Annotated in this window: 19 protein-coding genes and 1 riboswitch; of the genes, 9 read left to right on the top strand and 10 right to left on the bottom strand. The window is 63.8% G+C overall.

Annotated features, from left to right (window positions below; translation table 11 throughout):
- Window positions 1-70 precede the first annotated feature (70 nt).
- The gene (locus AUC68_RS04715; protein WP_069436590.1) at window positions 71-1,699 is read left to right on the top strand and encodes a phytoene desaturase family protein; all 1,629 of its coding nucleotides are present in this window, start codon (window positions 71-73) and stop codon (window positions 1,697-1,699) included.
- Here the strand turns inward: AUC68_RS04715 and AUC68_RS04710 are convergent.
- Together AUC68_RS04710 and AUC68_RS04705 are read right to left on the bottom strand one after the other, a co-directional pair.
- A complete protein-coding gene (locus AUC68_RS04710) occupies window positions 1,674-2,168 on the bottom strand; it encodes an SET domain-containing protein (protein ID WP_083240425.1) in 495 nt (164 codons plus the stop codon). The genes AUC68_RS04715 and AUC68_RS04710 overlap by 26 nt on opposite strands.
- Window positions 2,169-2,407: 239 nt before the next feature.
- Window positions 2,408-3,976, bottom strand: a complete 1,569-nt coding sequence (locus AUC68_RS04705; RefSeq protein WP_069436588.1) for an arylsulfatase — start codon at window positions 3,974-3,976, stop codon at window positions 2,408-2,410.
- A gap of 300 nt (window positions 3,977-4,276) precedes the next feature.
- Between AUC68_RS04705 and AUC68_RS04700 the strand changes: the two genes are divergently transcribed.
- From AUC68_RS04700 to AUC68_RS04680, 5 genes are all read left to right on the top strand, one after another.
- Window positions 4,277-5,269, top strand: a complete 993-nt coding sequence (locus tag AUC68_RS04700; RefSeq protein WP_069436587.1) for a helix-turn-helix domain-containing protein — start codon at window positions 4,277-4,279, stop codon at window positions 5,267-5,269.
- A gap of 140 nt (window positions 5,270-5,409) precedes the next feature.
- Window positions 5,410-6,450 carry a helix-turn-helix transcriptional regulator gene (locus AUC68_RS04695; RefSeq protein ID WP_158008231.1) on the top strand — a complete coding sequence of 347 codons (1,041 nt, stop codon included), beginning with the start codon at window positions 5,410-5,412 and terminating at the stop codon, window positions 6,448-6,450.
- A 134-nt stretch (window positions 6,451-6,584) separates the two neighbouring features.
- On the top strand, window positions 6,585-7,622 hold the full coding sequence (locus AUC68_RS04690; RefSeq protein WP_083240419.1) for an AraC family transcriptional regulator: 1,038 nt from the start codon (window positions 6,585-6,587) through the stop codon (window positions 7,620-7,622).
- Between the two features lie 154 nt (window positions 7,623-7,776).
- Entirely contained in the window at window positions 7,777-8,340 is a 564-nt protein-coding gene (locus AUC68_RS04685; RefSeq protein ID WP_069436584.1) for a hypothetical protein, read from the top strand.
- Between the two features lie 211 nt (window positions 8,341-8,551).
- Complete coding sequence (locus AUC68_RS04680) at window positions 8,552-9,316, top strand: vWA domain-containing protein (protein ID WP_083240418.1); 765 nt, start codon at window positions 8,552-8,554, stop codon at window positions 9,314-9,316.
- Window positions 9,317-9,457: 141 nt separating this feature from the next.
- Here AUC68_RS04680 and AUC68_RS04675 read toward each other — a convergent pair whose 3' ends face one another.
- From AUC68_RS04675 to acuI, 3 genes are read right to left on the bottom strand one after another with little or no spacing between them, the layout of a single operon-like run.
- Window positions 9,458-9,820, bottom strand: a complete 363-nt coding sequence (locus tag AUC68_RS04675; RefSeq protein ID WP_158008230.1) for a tetratricopeptide repeat protein — start codon at window positions 9,818-9,820, stop codon at window positions 9,458-9,460.
- Between the two features lie 11 nt (window positions 9,821-9,831).
- Window positions 9,832-10,638 (bottom strand): glutathione S-transferase, encoded by an 807-nt coding sequence (locus AUC68_RS04670; RefSeq protein ID WP_141701091.1) that lies wholly within the window; start codon window positions 10,636-10,638, stop codon window positions 9,832-9,834.
- A 57-nt stretch (window positions 10,639-10,695) separates the two neighbouring features.
- Window positions 10,696-11,670 carry an acrylyl-CoA reductase (NADPH) gene (gene acuI, locus AUC68_RS04665; RefSeq protein ID WP_069436582.1) on the bottom strand — a complete coding sequence of 325 codons (975 nt, stop codon included), beginning with the start codon at window positions 11,668-11,670 and terminating at the stop codon, window positions 10,696-10,698.
- A gap of 281 nt (window positions 11,671-11,951) precedes the next feature.
- Here acuI and AUC68_RS04660 point away from each other — a divergent pair, with 281 nt between their 5' ends.
- Window positions 11,952-12,290 (top strand): EF-hand domain-containing protein, encoded by a 339-nt coding sequence (locus tag AUC68_RS04660; RefSeq protein WP_069436581.1) that lies wholly within the window; start codon window positions 11,952-11,954, stop codon window positions 12,288-12,290.
- A gap of 127 nt (window positions 12,291-12,417) precedes the next feature.
- Here the strand turns inward: AUC68_RS04660 and AUC68_RS04655 are convergent, their stop codons facing one another.
- Entirely contained in the window at window positions 12,418-12,846 is a 429-nt protein-coding gene (locus AUC68_RS04655) for a YybH family protein (RefSeq protein ID WP_158008229.1), read from the bottom strand.
- A 256-nt stretch (window positions 12,847-13,102) separates the two neighbouring features.
- On the opposite strand from AUC68_RS04655, the gene AUC68_RS04650 reads away from it, so the two are divergent.
- Window positions 13,103-13,705, top strand: coding sequence for a TMEM175 family protein (locus tag AUC68_RS04650; protein WP_141701090.1), 603 nt, complete (start codon window positions 13,103-13,105; stop codon window positions 13,703-13,705).
- Window positions 13,706-13,838: 133 nt separating this feature from the next.
- Entirely contained in the window at window positions 13,839-14,519 is a 681-nt protein-coding gene (locus AUC68_RS04645; protein WP_069436578.1) for a DUF2270 domain-containing protein, read from the top strand.
- Window positions 14,520-14,535: 16 nt separating this feature from the next.
- Here the strand turns inward: AUC68_RS04645 and AUC68_RS04640 are convergent, their stop codons facing one another.
- From AUC68_RS04640 to AUC68_RS04625, 4 genes are all read right to left on the bottom strand, one after another.
- The gene (locus AUC68_RS04640) at window positions 14,536-14,832 is read right to left on the bottom strand and encodes a hypothetical protein (RefSeq protein ID WP_141701089.1); all 297 of its coding nucleotides are present in this window, start codon (window positions 14,830-14,832) and stop codon (window positions 14,536-14,538) included.
- Window positions 14,833-15,710: 878 nt separating this feature from the next.
- The gene (locus AUC68_RS04635) at window positions 15,711-16,256 is read right to left on the bottom strand and encodes a hypothetical protein (RefSeq protein WP_069436576.1); all 546 of its coding nucleotides are present in this window, start codon (window positions 16,254-16,256) and stop codon (window positions 15,711-15,713) included.
- Between the two features lie 320 nt (window positions 16,257-16,576).
- Window positions 16,577-18,463 carry a phosphomethylpyrimidine synthase ThiC gene (gene thiC / locus AUC68_RS04630; RefSeq protein WP_069436575.1) on the bottom strand — a complete coding sequence of 629 codons (1,887 nt, stop codon included), beginning with the start codon at window positions 18,461-18,463 and terminating at the stop codon, window positions 16,577-16,579.
- Window positions 18,464-18,473: 10 nt separating this feature from the next.
- Window positions 18,474-18,860 carry a hypothetical protein gene (locus AUC68_RS04625; RefSeq protein ID WP_069436574.1) on the bottom strand — a complete coding sequence of 129 codons (387 nt, stop codon included), beginning with the start codon at window positions 18,858-18,860 and terminating at the stop codon, window positions 18,474-18,476.
- Window positions 18,857-18,962: riboswitch (TPP riboswitch) on the bottom strand. (Overlaps the previous gene by 4 nt.)
- Window positions 18,963-19,086: the final 124 nt, after the last annotated feature.

The raw sequence follows: 19,086 nt of genomic DNA, 5'->3' as shown, positions 1-19,086 counted from the left end.
CGCGGTAAGATAGATACCGTGCCCGGGACAGAGATGTCTCGCCCTTCCGGGCCAGGACCAGATCGTTCAGATGCCAGCCGACGCAACGACCCCAGCGGAGACCTACGACGCCGTGATCGCGGGCGGCGGCCATAACGGGCTCGTCTGCGCGGCCTATCTCGCCCGGGCGGGCCTGCGCGTCAAAGTCCTGGAGCGGCGGGACCGTGTGGGCGGGGCCGCCGTCACGGAGGAGTTCCATCCCGGCTTCCGCAATTCCGTCTGCGCCTACGCGGTGAGCCTGCTCAATCCCAAGGTGATCGCCGATCTCGACCTTCACCGGCACGGGCTCCGGATCGTCGAGCGCCCGGCCATGAATTTCCTGCCCCTGTCCGGCAGCGACTATCTCCTGACGGGCAACGGACGCACGAAAGAGGAGATCGCCAAATTCAGCCGGCGCGATGCCGCGCGGTACGACGATTATTGCGCCCATCTCGAACGGATCGCGGACGCGCTGCGCGCGCTGGTCTTGCGCCCTCCCCCCACGCCGAAGGGCACCCCACCTTGCGGGAACTCGCCCGCGTGGCCGCCCCTCGGCAAGCAACTGGGCCGGCTCGGGATCGACGGACAGCAAGAGCTTGTGGACCTGTTCACCCTGTCGGCCGCGGACTTTCTGGATCGCTGGTTCGAGAGCGACCCCATCAAAGCACTCCTGGGTTTCGACTCGATCGTCGGCACCTATGCCAGCCCCTACGAGCCGGGCACGGCCTATGTGCTGCTGCATCACGCCTTTGGCGAGGTGAACGGCAAGAAGGGTCATTGGGGGCACGCCATCGGCGGTATGGGCGCCATCTCCGAGGCCATCGCCTCGAATGCACGCGCGCATGGGGCGGAGATCGAGACCGGCGCCGAGATTGCCGAGATTCTCATGGAGCGTGACCGCGCCACGGGCGTGGTCCTGGCGGACGGACGCGTCGTCAGAGGCCGCACCGTCGCCGCGAACATGACCCTGAAGCGGCTCTACGGCGAACTCGTCGCCAAGGACGCGCAGCCGACAGCCTTCGCGCGCCGCATGGAGACGTTCAAATACGGCTCGGGCACGTTCCGCATGAACGTCGCCCTTTCGAAGCTGCCGAACTTCACGTGTCTCCCCGGCGCGGTCGCGCGCGACCATCACGGCGCCGGGATCATCCTCGCGCCCAGTCTCGACTATATGGATCGTGCCTACCGCGAGGCGCGCGCAGGCGGCTGGAGCGCCGAACCCATTATCGAGATGCTGATCCCCTCGACGATCGACCCCACGCTCGCACCGCCGGGAGCGCATGTGGCCAGCCTTTTTTGCCAGCACGTGGCCCCGCGTCTACCGGGCGGCCGGTCCTGGGACGAGGCCCGCGACGAGGTGGCCGATCTGATGATCGCGACGGTCGATCGCTACGCGCCGGGTTTCTCGGAGAGCGTCATGGGCCGGCAGGTCTTGAGCCCGCTGGACCTCGAGCGGGAATTCGGGCTGACCGGCGGCGACATCTTCCACGGCCGGCTGTCCCTGAACCAACTGTTCTCCGCGCGGCCGGCTCTGGGCTATGCGGCCTATCGCGGGCCCGTGGCGGGCCTCTATCACTGCGGCTCCGGCGCCCATCCCGGCGGTGGCGTCACCGGCGCTCCTGGTCACAACGCCGCCCGCGCGATCCTCAAGGACCTCAGGCCTTTTTCTTCTTTTTCTTGAGCGCCTTGCTCTTCTTAAGTGCGTTGGCCTTCAGCTCCTTGGCCTCGACCTTCGCCCATTTCCTCTCGGACATGCATTTGAGGCAGCGGCAACCGATCGGCTTGAGGAAGGCGTCGAAATAGGACTTCCCGTAATCGTAGCCGAGTTCCTCGCCCGCCTTGATCTTCCGAATGGAAAAGACAAAGACGCGCTTCTTGTGGATCTCGACTTCGCAGTTCGGCTTGCAGGAATGGTTGATGTAGCGCGCGGTGTTGCGCTTGTTCCACCCGTCGATGGTCTTGTGCTTGGTGACCTCGAACAAATAACGGCTACGGCTCGTATACTCTTCCTTTTGCGAAAGAGTCCGGCCCACATATTCGAGAACGCAGACGCCCTTGGGGATGTCTTCCTTCGCGAAAAGGCCCCGGCCGGCACGCGCTTTCTTGACGGCGATATCGAACCCGCCAGGTGTGTATCTGGATTTCGCCATGCGCGTTTTTTTAGAAACAGACGACCGGATGGTTGCCTCGTTGCCGAAGGTGCGTGACCGTCCGGCGTGATAGACGAACACGCCTACACCGTTTCGCGCGAACGTCAAAGCCCAATGCGCGGCCGCACGGCAACAAGGCGTGGACGGAACACGGCAACGCGGAAGGACACGCCGTCAACCGCCCCGCCGGTCATGTCGAGGACGCCGCGCCGACAGGACGGCGCGGCGCGCACGGCCTCTTAGGGGCTCCCGGGCTTAGTGGTGACGGCTTCCATCACGCGGTCCAGATTGAAGCTGCCGGGCTTCTGCCGCGGCGGAAATTCACGGAAGCTCTGCAGCCAGTTGCCGACATACGCAGCCGCGGGCGCGATGGCGAACATGTGCTCCAGGTACCAGCGCTGGAAGCCCATGGCGTTTTCCTGGAAGGCCCGCTCGAAGGGATCCATGCGGAGGTTCGTCAGCAGCGGCGAGCGGAGTTCCTCGAACGGATGTATCCACACCCGCACGCCTTCCTCGGGCTGTTCGAGGAAGGTGAGTTTCCAATCGTTGTAGCGAAGCGCGGCCACGCTGCCGTCGTCGGTCCAGTAGATGAACTCCTGGCGGGGCCACTCGCCCTCGCCCTTGAGCGCCGGACCGATGTCGTAGCCGTCGAGATGAACCTTGTAGTCCCGTTCGCCGATCTTCCGGCCCTTGAGCAGGTCGTCCTTGGCCGTCGCGTCGCCCGCCACTGCGGCGAGCGTCGGCAGCATGTCCTCATGCGCGGCCGGTTGGTTGACGATGGTTCCGGGCTTGATCACGCCCGGCCATCTGATGACCGTGGGAACGCGATAGCCGCCCTCCCAATTGGTGTTCTTCTCGCCGCGGAACATGGTGGTGCCGCCGTCGGGCCACGTAAAGGTCTCGGCGCCGTTGTCGGTCGAGTACATGACGATGGTGTTGTCGGCGATGCCGAGCTCGTCCAGCTTGTCGAGCAGCCGGCCGACATGGGCGTCGTGCTCGACCATGCCGTCCGCATAGACGCCGTAGCCGGTCTTGCCTTGGGCCTCGTCGCGCAGATGCGTGAAGATGTGCATGCGCGTGGAATTCCACCACAGGAAGAACGGCTTCCCTTCCTTGTGCGTGCGCTCCATGAACTCCAGCGCGGCGTCCGTGACCTCGTAGTCGACCGTCTCCATGCGCTTCTTGGTGAGCGGACCGGTGTCCTCGATGTTCTGCGTGCCGTCTTCGTTGGCCGAGGACCGGATCACGCCGCGCGGCCCGAACTTCTCCTTGAAGGCGGGATCCTTCGGGTAGTCGGGGTTTTCCGGCTCCTCCTCCGCATTGAGGTGGTAGAGATTTCCGAAGAACTCTTCGAAGCCGTGATTGGTGGGCAACATCTCGTCGCGGTCGCCGAGGTGATTCTTGCCGAACTGCCCCGTCGCGTATCCTTGCGCCTTGAGAAGCGTGGCGATGGTCGGATCGAGTTCCTTCATGCCTTCGGGGGCGCCCGGCAACCCGACCTTGGTCAACCCGGTGCGGATCGGGCGATTGCCCCGTGATGAGGCCGCCCGGCCGGCCGTGCAGCTTTGCTGTCCGTACCAGTCCGTGAACAAGGCGCCTTCCTTGGCGATCCGGTCGATGTTCGGCGTGCGGTAGCCCATCATGCCTTGGTTGTAGGCACTGATATTGAACTGGCCGATATCGTCACCCCAAAGGATGAGGATGTTCGGCTTCGGCGCTTCTTGCGCGGCCGCCTGGCCGGCCGCGACGAAAGCAAAGGCCGCGAGCCCGAGACCCGCGAGCGCCTTCAACGGTGACAGTTTGGACATTGTTCCTCCTTGGCCGGCCTCGTTCGTGCCGAGACGTCGCCGCCTCGGTTCGTGCGGCCGAACGTGCGGCCACGTTCCCCGGATACAGTCGGGCAGCGTACGGTCCCAGCGGCAGGCATTCGGCGTCTTGCGTGACAAGGCGGGGGAGGCATCAAGCCCCATTGCGCCTGAATCGCGCAAACCGTAAAAAGCCGTGTTACTCTCTGCTTGTCATATTGCGTCAGCGCGGCAGCACTTCCGGTGTCAATTTCACCACAGCACTCAGTCGTTCCGATCACGCGGGCATCCGGATTTGGCCCGTTGCCGCAACTCGTTACCGAGTGGGGAAGCGAGCGCGCCCTGCAGAAAGCCTTCGACGCCGAAGGCCTCTCCCTCTCGGCGGTCGAGGATCCGAGCCTATTCGTTCCCCAGCCGGCCATGATCGGCGTATTCGAGCGCGCGGCCAGAAGCGTCGGCTCCAGGGACTTCGGTCTCCGCGTGGGCGAGCGGATGCACTGTCACACCTTCGGTCTGTGGGTTCAGTACTGCATCCAGGCACCGAACCTGAGCGACGGCATGGAGCGGGCTCGCAAGACCCTCCACTTCCATCAAAACTCCGCACGGTTCTCGCTGGAGCGGGAAGGCGCCTATGCCGTCTGGCGCTACCGCCCCAAGCAGTTGGACCTAACAAACATTCAGCATACGGACCATATTGTCTTCCCGATGCTGCAATCGGTTCAGGCGTTCTTGGGCGCCACGTGGCAACCGGACTGGTTCGAACTGACCTATCCCCGTGACAATGACGCCCATATCATCGAGAAGGCGCTTCCCGCGCCGATCCGCTTCGGCCGGGACGCCGTCGGCGTCGCGATGCCCCTTGCGTGCCTGTCGCAAAAGGGGCGCGCCGCGACGCCGAGCCCGATCACGTTCCTCGATGTGGCGGCAACCGAAACCCTCCCCTATCTGCACGATCCGGTGCGGACGATCATGGCGATGGCCATTCTGCGCCTCATGGATGGGAAATCCGATATCGACGGGATCGCCAGCATGGCCGGTATAGGTGTACGCACCCTGCAGCGATATCTCAGTACGGACGGCATGAGCTATCGAGACCTCCTGGCCTACGTGCGCTCGAAACGGGCGATGGAGCTCTTGCGCAACACGGACATGACGATCACGCAGATTGCCCTGGCGCTCGGCTATTCCGAACACGCCAACTTCACACGCGCCTTCACTCGCTGGACCGGCCAGGCGCCCTTGGCATACCGCCGCCACATCAAATGGAACACGCCGTTCACGGCAGAGCCGACCTAACCAACGGGCGACGCCGCGCTCGCGACGGAATCTCCGACATTGAGCCGGGACACTGCGTCGCCGTGGCAAAACTCCGCCCATTGGATTACAAGCAACAGTTCGGCCAGGCGTAGCGCTGCGGGATGCGCAAACGGGGAAACATGGTACGACGCAAACTAGTGCCGGTGACCCGGACGACCGGGCTCGGTCCATTGCCGAAAATGGTCATCGACGCCGTCGGGGAGCTCGTCTTGCAGCGCGCCTTCCAGGCGCATGACATCGGATTTGGCGCTGCCGAGAAGACCAACCTCTTCGTCCCGCACACCGCCATGCTCGGTATCTTCGAACGTACCGCAAGGCATGTAGGCGCCCGGGATTTCGGACTGAGGGTTGGCGAGCGCATGCCTTATCCCAGCTACGGCCCATGGGCCCAGTATTGCGGCTCCGCGCCGACGCTGGGCGAAGCCATCAATCGCATGTGCGACGCGGTGCATTTCCAGCAGGCCGGCGCCGTCGTGACATTGGAGCGCGAGGGCGGCCACGCGGTCCTGCGGCACTACGCCCACACGCTCAACGTTCCTCACCGCCAACACTCGGACCACCTGCTTTTTCCCCTGTTGCACTTCGCTCGGCTCTACCTCGGCACCGAGTGGCGGCCGGCGTGGTTCGAGCTGAACTACCCGCGCGACGCCGACGCCGGCGAGATCGAATCGCGCTTGCCGGCGCCCGTCCGCTTCGGCACCCGCGCCATCGGCATCGCGATGCCGGCAACGGCGCTCACCGCGCCGCGGATCGCGCCCGATCGAGCCGTGACGTTCGCCGAAATCAAATCGGAGGACCCGGTCCAATTCTTCAACGAACCGCTCCGGTCCATCGCCGCGCTCGCGATGCTGCGGCTCATGGAGGGCAAGACCGATATCGACGGAACCGCCCAACTGGCCGGGATCAGCGCCAGAACGCTCCAGCGCAGCCTCAGCGACGAAGGACTCAGCTATCGCGCCTTGCTCGATCACATCCGCACGCGGCGCGCCAAACAGCTTCTCGATCAGCCGGGCCTGACCGTCACGCAAGTCGCGCTCGCGCTCGGCTATTCCGAACACGCCAACTTCACCCGCGCCTTCACCCGCTGGACGGGGCAATCGCCGCTTCATTCCGGCTGCAAAACGCCGCGCCGCGGCCATGGCGGACCGGATACCCGCTAGAGCGAAATTTCGTGCACCTGCGCGGACTTGAGCAAGACGCGACCGATACCCGTTGCTTCGGACGCGCCGCGTGCCTAAAGTTTTTTCGCTTGTCTTTTTACGCCACCGAGTAGGCCAAGTCCGCGGCGCCGCAATTGAAACGACCCCTGACACCGCTCACGCGTCCAACGGGTTTCGGTCCGTTGCGCACGTTGCTGGTCGATTGGGAGGGCGAACGTGCGTTCCAAAAGACATTTCATGCGGAGGGCCTTCCTCTCGTCACGGCGGATCGCGACGACCTGTTCGTTCCCATGGCAGCGCTGGTGCGCGTCTTCGAACGTGCGGCGAAGGCCACGGCCCGGCGCGACTTCGGCTTGCGCGTCGGGGAACGCTTGCAACCTCAGTCCTACGGCCTGTGGATGCAGTATTGCGCGCAAGCCCCGACCTTGGGAGAGGCCCTGCGGCGCATCGGCGACGTGCTCCACTTCCATCAAAGCGGCTCGCGTAGCCGCCTCGTGGCCGAAGGCGCCTTCGTCATTTGGCGATACGAGCGGAGTCAACCGAACAAGACGCACACACAACATTCGGACCACGCGGTTCCCGCCATGCTCAGTCTGATCCGGCTGTACGTGGGAGCGGAGTGGGCACCGTCTTGGATTGAGCTCGACTATCCGCGCGATGCGGATGCGGGCATCGTGGAGCCGCTTATGCCTGGGCCTGTCCGTTTCGGGCAGCCCGCCGTGGGAATCGCCGTTCCCATCGCACTCATCTCCAAGCAGCGTCCGCAACGGATCGGCAAACGGATCACCCCCCTCGATCTCGAGATCCAAGACGTTCTTCCCGTCACCGACGAGCCGCTGCGATCGATCTTTGCGATCAGCGTTCTTCGACTCATGGACGGCAGGACGGACATCGACGGCACCGCGGCCATGGCAGGGATCAGCGTTCGCACGCTTCAACGCCATCTCAATCGCGAGGGCCTCAGCTATCGCAGCCTCTTGGAGCGCGTTCGTCTGACTCGCGCTCGAGCCCTGCTGGAGCATACCGATCTTACGATCACCGAAGTAGCCTTGACGCTCGGCTATTCGGAGCACGCCAACTTCACCCGCGCCTTCAGCCGAGCCGCCGGGCTATCGCCTGTCCAATTCCGGCATCACATGCGCTGGATCAACGGCAACAAGGACCCGTCATAGACACCACGTCCGACCTCACGGAACGGAACACACGCGGGTTCGTGCATGCGCAACCCCGCTGATAGTCTCACGCGTTCACTCGCACCGCCGCTTGGGCGCCGGGCGCCTCTGCGATAGTCTTCAGCATACGGAAGCCACCCCGAGACATGCGATCATGAATGCCACCGACATCACAAAGACACTTGGCGCCACTCTGGTGACCGCAGCCGCGCTACTGCCTCTTCCCGCGTCCGCCGAGATCGAAGGGACCTGCAGCAAGGCCGTCGGCACGTATCTCACCAAGAACGACCTGGACAATAACGGCCGGACCGGCACGAGCCGGAGCCTCCTGGTTCTGACCAATGGCGGCCATGCGCTGCTGTTCGACTCGGACCAGGCAGGCGCCGCAATGGACAGCCGTCCCTTTGGCGACAGCGCCGGCACGTGGCGCTGCGACGGCGTCGACACGGACGGGACCGTGCGCCTGACGGCCGCGACGCTCGACTTCGCCTATCCCGACGCGGAAGGCGACGCAGGCCAGCTTGCGCGGATCGACGCGACCGGAACCTATGATCCGGAGACGGAAACCATGGAACTGACAGGCACGCTCGGCTTCCTGCCCTTGAACGCCGATGCGCAAAGCGCCGATGCGCTGTCGAAGGCACCCAGCACCATCGCCGTGTCATTGACCGGCCGGCGGATCGAGCTGCCCGAAGCACCTCCACCGAAGGCTCCGTGAGCCGAAACGCCCTGGCTCGGCCGACGGCGCAGAGGCCACATGGGGACGATTGCGAACCGGGAAGCCGGAGCAAACATCAGGGCCGCCTGGAGAACGGTTCCTGCTGTGGAATCTCGCCACATCAGGATTTTGTGATCATCGATGACGCCTCTGCCGCGCCCCGCAGCCTTTGCTATAGTGGACCAGCTCAGGCTCAGGCTGCGGAACAACCATGCCGTTACGACTTGCACGCTACGCGGCGTTTGCGCTGCTCGTAGGTCTTGGAAGCCAAACCGTGGCAAGCCGCATGGCGGCGACGGCGGAAGAGGCCGCGGCTCCAAATGCGACGGCCGACGACGAGGCCCGGCCGTACTGCACCGAAGATGCGATGATCGTCTTCGATGCCTCTGGCTCCATGGCGGGCAACACGGTCCAGGGCCTGTTCAGCGACAAGTCCCGCATCGGCGAGGTGCGCGCGGCCCTCGCCGAAGTCCTCCCCGGCGTCACGCGGTTCCGCAAGATCGGTCTCATCACCTACGGCCCAGGGCCCTATCAGCAATGCAATGTGCGGCTGAACTTCCCGCCCGAACCGAACGCAGGACAGCGCATCTTGCGGGTCGTCAACGCCATCAACCCCGCCGGAAAGACGCCGCTCGTCACCGCGGTGGTGGCGGCTGCGAAGGTTCTCGACTACAAATCCACCGCTGGAACGATCGTGCTCTTGACGGACGGCGAGGAAACCTGCGGCGGCGAGCCGTGCAAACTCGGCAAGCTCCTCAAGGAAAAGAGCCGGCAGCTCACCGTTCATGTGATTGGCTATCAGCTCCGGAGCTTCCGCTGGACCGGCGCACAAAGCTTCCTCGACACGAAATGCCTCGCCGAGGAAACCGGCGGTCTCTACATCACGGCCAACAACCGCCAGGACCTCATCGAAGCGTTTCGCAAGACGCTTGGCTGTCCCATGATGTCGGCCGCGCCCGGTAGCGCGTTACGTTAATTCCGTGCCGCGGTCCCGGCGGCCGGTCGCAGCGTCTTCCCGCTGACAAACAACCGAGAGATACTCAGGGATCCCCGCATGAACGAGCCCCCTCTGGCTGAACAAACCGACGCGTAAGCGGAGCGGTGCGTAGGTCGTTTGCTAGCAGTACTTTTTGTCCAGGCTACACGCCTTTGTCCGATCCGCCTTGATTTGGTCGGCGTCTCCGCCCGCCTTCGACCGGGCCAAGGCGCGGTAGTGGTAGACGATACCATCAATATCAGGATTGATTTCAATCGCCTTGCTGAAATCGGCGACGGCACGTTCGTAGTCGCTGCTACGCGCATAGGCAAACCCACGCGAGAAGTACCAGTTCGCCTTCCCGGTTGGGTCCGGCTCGCCGCTTTCCAGCAGTGGAGTCGCCTCTCTGATCAGATTGGTGCAGCCCTCGATGGTCTTGGCGTTGTCCTCCCCGAACTTGGCCCCGGTGCAGTACAGCACCGACTGCCCGGGATCGAGCGCCAAGACGCCGGTTGTCATGGACACGAGCGAGAGCAACACGATTGCCGTGCGCAGAGCCGAACCGGGCATAGCCCCTCCAACAAAGAGAGCGTTTCAACGGCGCTGGTCAAACATACTACCACGACTGACCTCGGACATTGTGACAAGACCCTGGCAGAATCCGTTGCACCGAGGACCTTTCCATATACCTGCCGATCAGACCTCCACGCCGCGCTTGGCGTAGTAGGCCTTGATGGCGGATCCTTCATCACCCGCTGAAAGTGATCGACCAGTTCCGGCGCGACCCGGTCCGGCAGGTCCGTCGGAAGGTGATCCAGAATGCCGGATCGCAACTGCCGGATCAGCATGGCGACCTTCAGATCGGCGATGGTGAGGCGATCGTCCGCGAAATAGCGCCCGCCATGGGCGGTGAGATTCTGGCCGAGCCGTTTGAGGTAGAGGGGGATCATGCCCTCGGCGAGCGCCTCGCGCCGCGCCTTCTTCTCCTCGTCCGGCATGAACATCGTCCGCACGATCTCGTTGGTGACGTCCTCCACCGCATCCATCGCCTCGTCGCACAACGCTGCCTGCCAGAAATCGGACGGATAAAGCCCGGTGAGCTTGGCGACGTAGCGATTGATCGCGTTCGACTGCGCCAAAACCTTTCCATCGGCCACGAGCACCGGCATGGCGCCGAAGGGCATGCTGCCCTTGCGCTCCGGCCAGTCCGCGAACGCGACCCGGTCGTCTTCGAAGGGAACGCCGCCCATGGATAGGGCAAGCCGCGCCGGCTCGCCGCGCCCGCCATGAAAGTCGAAATAGGTCAACTTCAAATCGCTCATCGGTGTTTCCTCGCTGAAGCCCGGCGCCGATCCCGCGCGACTTCCTTTGTGCCCTTCTTATATTTCCACCACCACGCGGCCGCGGACTTTACCCGCCAGAATATCGCGGGCGACCGGAATGATCTCATCACAAGCGATTGTTCGGGTCATCGACGCGAGCTTCTCGCGGTCGAGCTCTTGGGCCAGCCGGGACCAGGCTTCGATGCGTCGTGCTTTCGGTGCGTAGACGGAATCGATGCCGAGCAGCGCGACCGCGCGCAAGATGAACGGCATGACCGAGCCGGGCAGATCCATGCCGCCGGCCAGACCGCAAGCGGCAACGGCGCCCCCATAGGCGGTCATGGACAGGGCGTTGGCCAGCGTGGTCGACCCGACAGTATCGACGGTGGCGGCCCAACGCTCCTTCCCCAGCGGCTTGGCCGGGCCGCTGAGCTCCGAGCGGTCCATGATCTCGTTCGCGCCAAGCGACATGAGGTAGTCGGCCTCCTCGACCCGCCCCGTCGAGGCGATCACCCGCCAGCCCCGGTCCGACAGGAGCGACACGGCCACCGATCCCACGCCGCCCGCGGCGCCGGTCACGAGCGCCGGTCCCCGATCGGGCGTCACCCCGTAACGCTCGAGGGCCATCACGCACAGCATCGCCGTATAGCCGGCCGTCCCGATCGCCATCGCCTGCGCCGGCGAAAGACCTTGCGGCAACGCCACGAGCCAGTCGCCTTTGACGCGCGCCAATTCCGCGTAGCCGCCGAGATGGGTCTCTCCGAGGCCCCAACCGTTCAAGACCACCGGATCGCCCGGTTTGAAGTCCGGATGGTGCGATGTCTCCACCACGCCGGCGAAATCTATCCCGCCGATCATGGGAAAATGGCGCACCACAGGTGCCTTTCCCGTGATCGCAAGGCCGTCTTTGTAGTTGACCGTGGAATGGGTCACCCGGACGGTGACGTCGCCTTCCATGAGATCGTCTTCCGGAAAATCCCCAAGCCGGGCAACGGTTCCGCCCTCGCCCTTTTCGATGATGATCGCGCGCATCTTTGATCCCTTCGAACACGGTTCGATCAGTATACGTGACTTTTCCCGACGCAGAACGGCTGCGCCTGTGCGCCTCCGCTCAAGCCGGCCTCCACGGGAGGCGGATCTCTCCCATGCCCGGTTCGGATACTGTCCTACGGCGGATTTGGAAGTCTTGCCCTTGATAAAGAGTCGGAAGAAGGCCCCCGTTGTAGGGTCGCTGAAAAGTGGCGGTGGAGACGGCCGCCTGCGCTGAGCGACGGCATTAAACGGTAGTCAACAAATACTAGGGAGAAAACGCAATGTCCAAATTTTGGCTTGCTCTCGTTGCGCTTGTTCTGCTTGCGGGAACGCCTGCAGTCGCCGCCAGCTGGTCTGACGGTTTCAAGGCCTGTGACGCTGACGGCAGCGGCACGGTCAGCCGCTCGGAGTGGACCTCGTGCGAGTCCAAGGTTGGCGATCCGACGATGAACCCGACCTTCACGATGATGGACAAGGACACGAACAACAGTATCGACGCGGAAGAATGGGCCGGCGGCGAGCGGCAGAAGACGGCCATCGGCAACAACTGCCAGAAGGCGGAAGGCTCTTGGTGCCCTTGCCAGAACAATCCCGACGATCCGGCGTGTCAGAAGAATTAGCACCCGACTCGGCTCGCTTGGTTTCAAAGGCGCCTGGCGATCAGCCAGGCGCCTTTGTTGCTTAAGGTGCATGCGCGGCGCGAGACGGTCGCGGAAAGACCGCGAAGCCTCGCACGCGCCACCGAGACTATGCGAAGGCCTTTTCCCAATAGGGTAAGCCGTCGGCGTGATGGGCGATCATCTTCCAGGCGCCATTCTCTTTGCGGAACACGCTCGACTCCCGGACATTGGTCTCGTTGATCCGCCCGTCGGGCTGCCGCACCTGGCCGCGCGTGTAATGCTGTGCCGCCGCCAGGTTGCCGCTGACGACGACATGGACCCCCGCGGCCTCGACCTGTCCACCGGTGCTGTTCTCAGCCTGGGCCTTCCAATCCGCACAGGTCGCGTCCCAACCGATCTGGAAGGTGCCTTCGGCGCCCATATAAGTGACGTCGTCCGCGTGGGAATAGAGATCCTCGAGTGGCTTCGGATCGCCGTTCAGCATGGCATTCAAGACCACGACCCACCGATCGACGGCAGCACGCACCGCTACTTCGTCATTCGACATCTCCGTCATCGAAAGACCTCCCATCACATGTGCCGCAGAGACACGTGTTGGCGGCATTGAAACCCCTCCCGGCCGCGCGGCTTCTCATGCAACGCTATCACGGTTTCACACCGTCCGTCGGCACGCTCCACCTGGACTGCGCAAGGAGCAAGGATCGACGGCCCTGCTTCGAGAGCCGACAGTTGACCGAATCGGGACTTCGGACCGAGGATGACGGACGCTGCAACGCTGTGGCCGCTGGACGGGTGCAGAAACGGAGACGCAGGTGTCGGACACGATGAAGGACGCGGCCGGGGTCGTCCCCACGCGCCGGCTCGATGCTTTGACCGATGCGGTGTTCGCCTTCGCCATGACACTGCTCGTGCTCAACATCGAGCTGCCTGAGGACTTCGACCCGAAGACGACCCAAGACTTTCTGCAAGGGCTCGCGAGGCTGTCCGACACCTTCATCGCCTATCTCATCACCTTCCTCGTGCTCGTCGCCTTCTGGTTCGGCCGCGCGAAGCAGACGAACGAACCTGAGATGGCGAGCACGGCTTACGCGCGGGCCACGCTGTTCCATCTGCTCTGGGTCACGGTGCTGCCCTTCTCGATGCTGGCGGTGAGCCGCTACGACGTAGCCGGTGCCGTCTGGCTCTACGGCGCCAACATGATCCTTCTCGCCGTGACGGGGATTCTCATCTCGCGCGCCGCCAAGCGCGACAGCGGCCACGACGACCCGGCCGACGGGCGCGTCGAGTTCGGCCTCCTGATCGCCTCGGCCGTGCTGTCCATGGTCATCAGCCTGGTCTCGCCCGGCTACGCCATGCTGGCCTATCTGCTCAATCTCGCCGCGCCGTTCGTATCCCGGCGCGTGTATGGGGCGTAGCGCGGCAATGGGCGCACGGAAGCGTCCCGGCGTCGACATCTCTCCCCTCATCACCTCGTAGCTTGACCCATCCAGGGTGACCTGATCGCCAAAAAGGCGCTATGGTGAGAGCAAAGAAGACGTGGGTCAGGGCATGGAAGCACCCAGGGCAGTTTCGCTCCCGTACGAGTTCGACGGGGCATCGGTCGGCGCGCTCGCGCATCTGTATCGCGGCGAGGTCTACCGCAGCACGATCTGGCGAACCCGCCTCGACAACACGACGAACTGGGCCGTGGTCACGCTCGGGATCGCGCTCTCGATCACCTTCTCGAGCCGCGAGGCCTCGCCGCTCCCGCTCCTGCTCGCGGGCATTCTCTGCATCGTCTTCCTGATTTTCGAAGCGCGGCGCTACCGTTACTTCAACGTCTGGCGCGCCCGCGCGCGCTGGATGGAGAACAATTTCTATGCGCCCATGTTGGACAGCGACCACATGAAACCGGTCGCCGACTGGCGCGAAGTCCTCGCCCGCGACTATCGCGAGCCGCATCACCACATCTCCTTCGCGCGGGCGATCGGCCGGCGCTTGCGCCGCAACTATATCTGGATCCTCAGCATCCAGACGATCGCCTATTACGGCAAGATCACGATCGACCCCACGCCCGTCACGAGCTTTTCGGAGCTCGTACAGCGCGCGAGCCTCGGACCTATCCCCGGCGAGTTCATCCTGCTCGGCGGCCTGATCTTCAGCGGTGGCTGGATCGCCTTCGCCTTATGGAGCCTCTACATGGACCGCGCCAAACACGGCAAGGCCGCCGTGCGCGTCGCCATGGGGTGACACGGGGCGGCACGCCCTACTTCCGCGCCGCCTCGTGACACTGCACATGGGCCGGCGGGTAGGAGCGCTCCAGCTGGATTTGCGACCAGGCGAGCATATCCGCCTCCTCGCCGATGCCAGCCATGCATTGGCAGTAGGCGCGGACGACCTTTTCCGGCAATTGCTCCGGCGCCAGGTTCCGCGCGCAATGCGCCATCCACTCTTCGCTTGGAGGCCCGTCTTGCGCCTGCGCGGCTGCGCCGAGCGTCACGATCACGAGGCTAATGGCAAGGGCGCCTACGGCTCTCGCAGTATCGAAGGTGTGTAAGCGCATTGAGCCTCACTCCTCCACATCGACCTCGCCGCGCTCCGCCGTGCCTCACGTCATACCGGCGCAAGCCGGTATCCAGGGGGCAAAGCGCCGTGCCTAGCATACCTGGATTCCGGCTTTCGCCGGAATGACACCAAGTGGCAACGCCACCACAAAGCTCTCTCCGTGTCATCGCCCGGCTTGACCGGGCGATCCAGTAACCCCTCTGGATGCCCGCCTGCGCGGGTATGACACCGGAGTGTGCCGCTCCATCCACGCCAAAGCGCCCCGTTGCCGCGTCGGCACGAGGGTATTCGAAGGAAACGCGTCCCGAAAAGGACGTGCGGGGCACCGAAAGCCCGTCCGTTGCGCAAAAAAAGTATGGGCAGCCTCCCGGCGCCCCGCATGGCGTCTCGAAGTGCGAACACCCCTGAACGCTGCAGCGATATTTTAGAGCCTCATGCCGCCGCTTACCTCAGTGGCTCAGGCATGCGCATAGGGATCGCATGCCTCACCCGAAGGCCCACGCGTTCCATCGCAGGCAGGTGGAGTAGAGACCCCCGAAGCTGGTCCGTCAGCCGCGACGCGGTGGTCCGGGCTTATCGGGAATGGTGCGTCCGAGATTGGCCCTTCTGTACCGCGCCACGCCGGGCGCCACGTCCCCCGCCCCGAGAGCAGACGGTCTGCAGCTCGTGTCCTCATGAACGAGGGATGGGTGGAGTATGGGGCCAGTCAGAGGGGGTGGGGATAAGGCGGGACTGGCCGCGGCCGTCACCCTACGTTGTGAGATTCATCTCTTTAGACGATAGGGGCTACCGCTGACTCCGATCCTTACGGAGTCATAGCTGCGACCCACCTGAAGCGGAACGGGGAATGATAGTGGCGGGCTCGAGACATCAAGCCTAAGACGCAGCAACTGCTGCTGGAGGTCTAGGCCACACTAGGGACAAAGCAATAGGCACAAGCGCCATCGCCGCAAAAGGTACAAGTCGCCGGAGATTGTCTGCCGAAATTATCTGATCCATTCCCCCGGCGACACTGTCGGGAGCCATACGCGCGGCACCGATCAGACAGACTGGAAACGCCAGAATTGCGTAGACCATGGTGCTCCATGGAACGCGAACCACTCCGCAGACACGGTCTAACGCCAATAGGCCGAGGATGATTGGCACAGCAATCATGGACCCAGGAAAAACCGCCAGAGCGAACGCGAATCCGAGGCCATTGGAACTCACACGTTTCAATGGCCAGTTAATCTGTAGTGTGAATACTAGCCAAAAGACAAGCAGCATCGTTGCGCCGGCTCCAAGGAAACGCACAATCTCTTTGCCGATGCGAATGTCCACCGCGTCTCGCGCCTTCTGCTGAGCCATGAGGGCCTTCGCCTGCTTCCGCTCCACATCGACCTTGCTGTCCATCTCGCGGAACTTTTCTCTCGTCTCGTCCATGCCATCCTTGGCGAACTCAGCTCACGTCAAGTAAACTGCCGAACAAAGTCGCAATAATCAATGCGGCGTTCCAGAGCCCTAGGCGCCGTGCCTAGCATATCTGGATTCCGGCTTTCGCCGGAATGACCGCCTTACGCGTCCTGCGCGCTCTCACAACACTTTGCTTGTCATTGCCGGACTTGATCCGGCAATCCACGGTTTTCATCGCCTAGCGGCAATACGTGGATGGCCGGGTCGAGCCCGGCCATGACGAAGTAGGAGATTGCTGGATTCCGGCTTTCGCCGGAATGACGGCGCGAAGGTAACCGCGCGGGGCCGGTCTACGATCCGCCCCCCTCCACATAGACCTCACTGCCCATCTCGCGGAACTTCTCGCTCATCTCGTCCATGCCTTCTTTGCGGGCCTGCTCGACCGCTTCGCTGCTTGAGAGCATGCCCGCATCGTTCAGCTTGGCCGCGTAGTCGCGCACCTGCTGGGTGATCTCCATGGAACAGAATTTGGGTCCGCACATGGAGCAGAAATGGGCAAGCTTGTGCGCCTCTTTCGGCAGGGTCGCGTCGTGGAACTGGCGCGCCGTGTCGGGGTCGAGCGACAGGTTGAACTGGTCCTCCCAGCGGAATTCGAAGCGCGCTTTCGAGATGGCGTCGTCGCGGGCTTGCGCCGCCGGATGGCCTTTGGCGAGGTCGGCCGCGTGCGCGGCGATCTTGTAGGCCATCACGCCGTCCTTCACGTCGTTCCGGTCGGGAAGGCCCAGATGTTCCTTGGGCGTCACGTAGCAAAGCATGGCCGTGCCGAACCAGCCGATCATGCCGGCCCCGATGGCGGACGTGATGTGGTCGTAGGCGGGCGCGATATCGGTCACGAGGGGTCCGAGCGTGTAGAACGGCGCCTCGCCGCATTCGCGCAGCTGCTTCTCCACATTGACCTTGATCTTGTGCATGGGCACGTGGCCCGGCCCTTCGATCATCACCTGGCAGCCGCGGTCCCAGGCGATTTTCGTCAGCTCACCGAGCGTTTCCAGCTCGGCGAACTGCGCGCGATCGTTCGCATCCGCGATGGACCCTGGACGAAGCCCATCGCCGAGCGAGAACGACACGTCGTATTTCCGCATGATGTCGCAGATGTCGCCGAAATGCTCGTAGAGGAAGCTCTCCTTGTGGCGGGAGAGGCACCACTTGGCCATGATGGAGCCGCCGCGGCTGACGATGCCGGTCACGCGGTCGGCGGTGAGATGGATATAGCCGAGCCGCACGCCCGCATGGATGGTGAAGTAGTCCACGCCCTGCTCGCATTGCTCGATCAGCGTGTCCTTGTAGACCTCCCAATCGAGCTTCACGGGATCGCCGTCGACCTTCTCCAGCGCCTGATAGATCGGCACCGTCCCGATCGGAACGGGCGCGTTGCGGATGATCCATTCGCGCGTGGTGTGGATGTTGCGGCCCGTGGACAGATCCATGACCGTGTCGGCACCCCAGCGGATCGCCCACACCATCTTCTCCACCTCTTCCTCGACCGAACTCGTCACGGCGGAGTTGCCGATATTGGCGTTGATCTTGGTGAGGAAGTTGCGGCCGATGATCATCGGCTCGCTTTCGGGGTGATTGATGTTGGCCGGGATGATGGCCCGTCCCCGCGCCACCTCCTCGCGCACGAACTCGGGCGTGACGAAGTCCGACACGGCGGCGCCGAAGCTCTCCCCGTCCTGAAGCCGCGCCCCAGCTTCCTCGGCGGCGCGGGCGCGGCCGATATTCTCGCGATGGGCGACATAGACCATCTCGTCGGTGACGATGCCCGCGCGGGCGAGCTCGAGCTGGGTTACGGGGGCACCGGGAAGGCCGCGCAACGGCGCGCGCTTAGCCTCGAAGCTTTGCGCCAGATGCGCTGCGCCCACATTGCCGTTGTCCTCCGGCTTTATGGCGCGGCCTTCATACGTCTCGACCCCGCCGCGGACCGCGATCCAGGGCGCACGCACGGGCGACAGCCCCCGCTTCACGTCGATGTCCACGGCATCATCCGTATACGGTCCAGACGGATCGTACACCCAGAAGGTCTCGTTGTTACTCAGAGCGATCTCGCGCAAAGGCACGGCCAGGTCCTTGCGGCCGGGCGGCGGCGAATAGACCTTGCGGCTGCCGATAAGGGGGCCGGTGGTGACGTCGGGAGCGGCGTGGGTGCTGCCGCGGGGCGGCTTGTCATGAACATTCATGGTCTTGGTCTCACGAAAAATAACCGTAGAAGCACAGCACGGCGGCGATGATCAGCCAAACCACGCCGCCGATGGTCGCGGCGCGCGGCTTGTCCAGCATCTTCTCGCCGATCTTCTTCACCGCGCTGAAACAAAGCATCCGGATCGCCCCGCCGATCACGGCCATCCAGCCGAACAGGGTGATGATGACGCGCCAGTCGGCGGCCCACACATTGTGGTACAGCACGATCGCGAGCCCCGCCGTCATGACCATAACGCCAGACAGATAGATCAACGGCGGGCTCTCCAGGAACGCCCGCGCCATGGCCCGCTGCGCCTCCTGGTTGACCAGGAGGCCGATCGCGGCGGCGAGCATCACGGGCCCGATGAGCTGCGCAAGAAAGACGGATGACTGCATTGCTTTGTCTCCTGTCCCTTCGCCGGTACGAGCCGGATCAGGTTCTAGGGTCTCCGCATGTCGCGAACTCTCAGCCCCTGAAGGGCTCCCCTCGGAAGGGGGCTACCTTACGCCCGCGACACAGGCTTCGAAAGGGGAGAGTTGCCGGGATCGGGCGCGCCGCCGTTGCGCACGCACTGCGCTCGCACCCCCCGTGTGGAGCCGCGTCGAAAACGAGGTGGCCGGA

Source organism: Methyloceanibacter methanicus, from assembly GCF_001723285.1.
In the GTDB taxonomy this organism is placed as follows: domain Bacteria; phylum Pseudomonadota; class Alphaproteobacteria; order Rhizobiales; family Methyloligellaceae; genus Methyloceanibacter; species Methyloceanibacter methanicus.
This window is presented reverse-complemented; position numbering and strand designations above follow the sequence as displayed.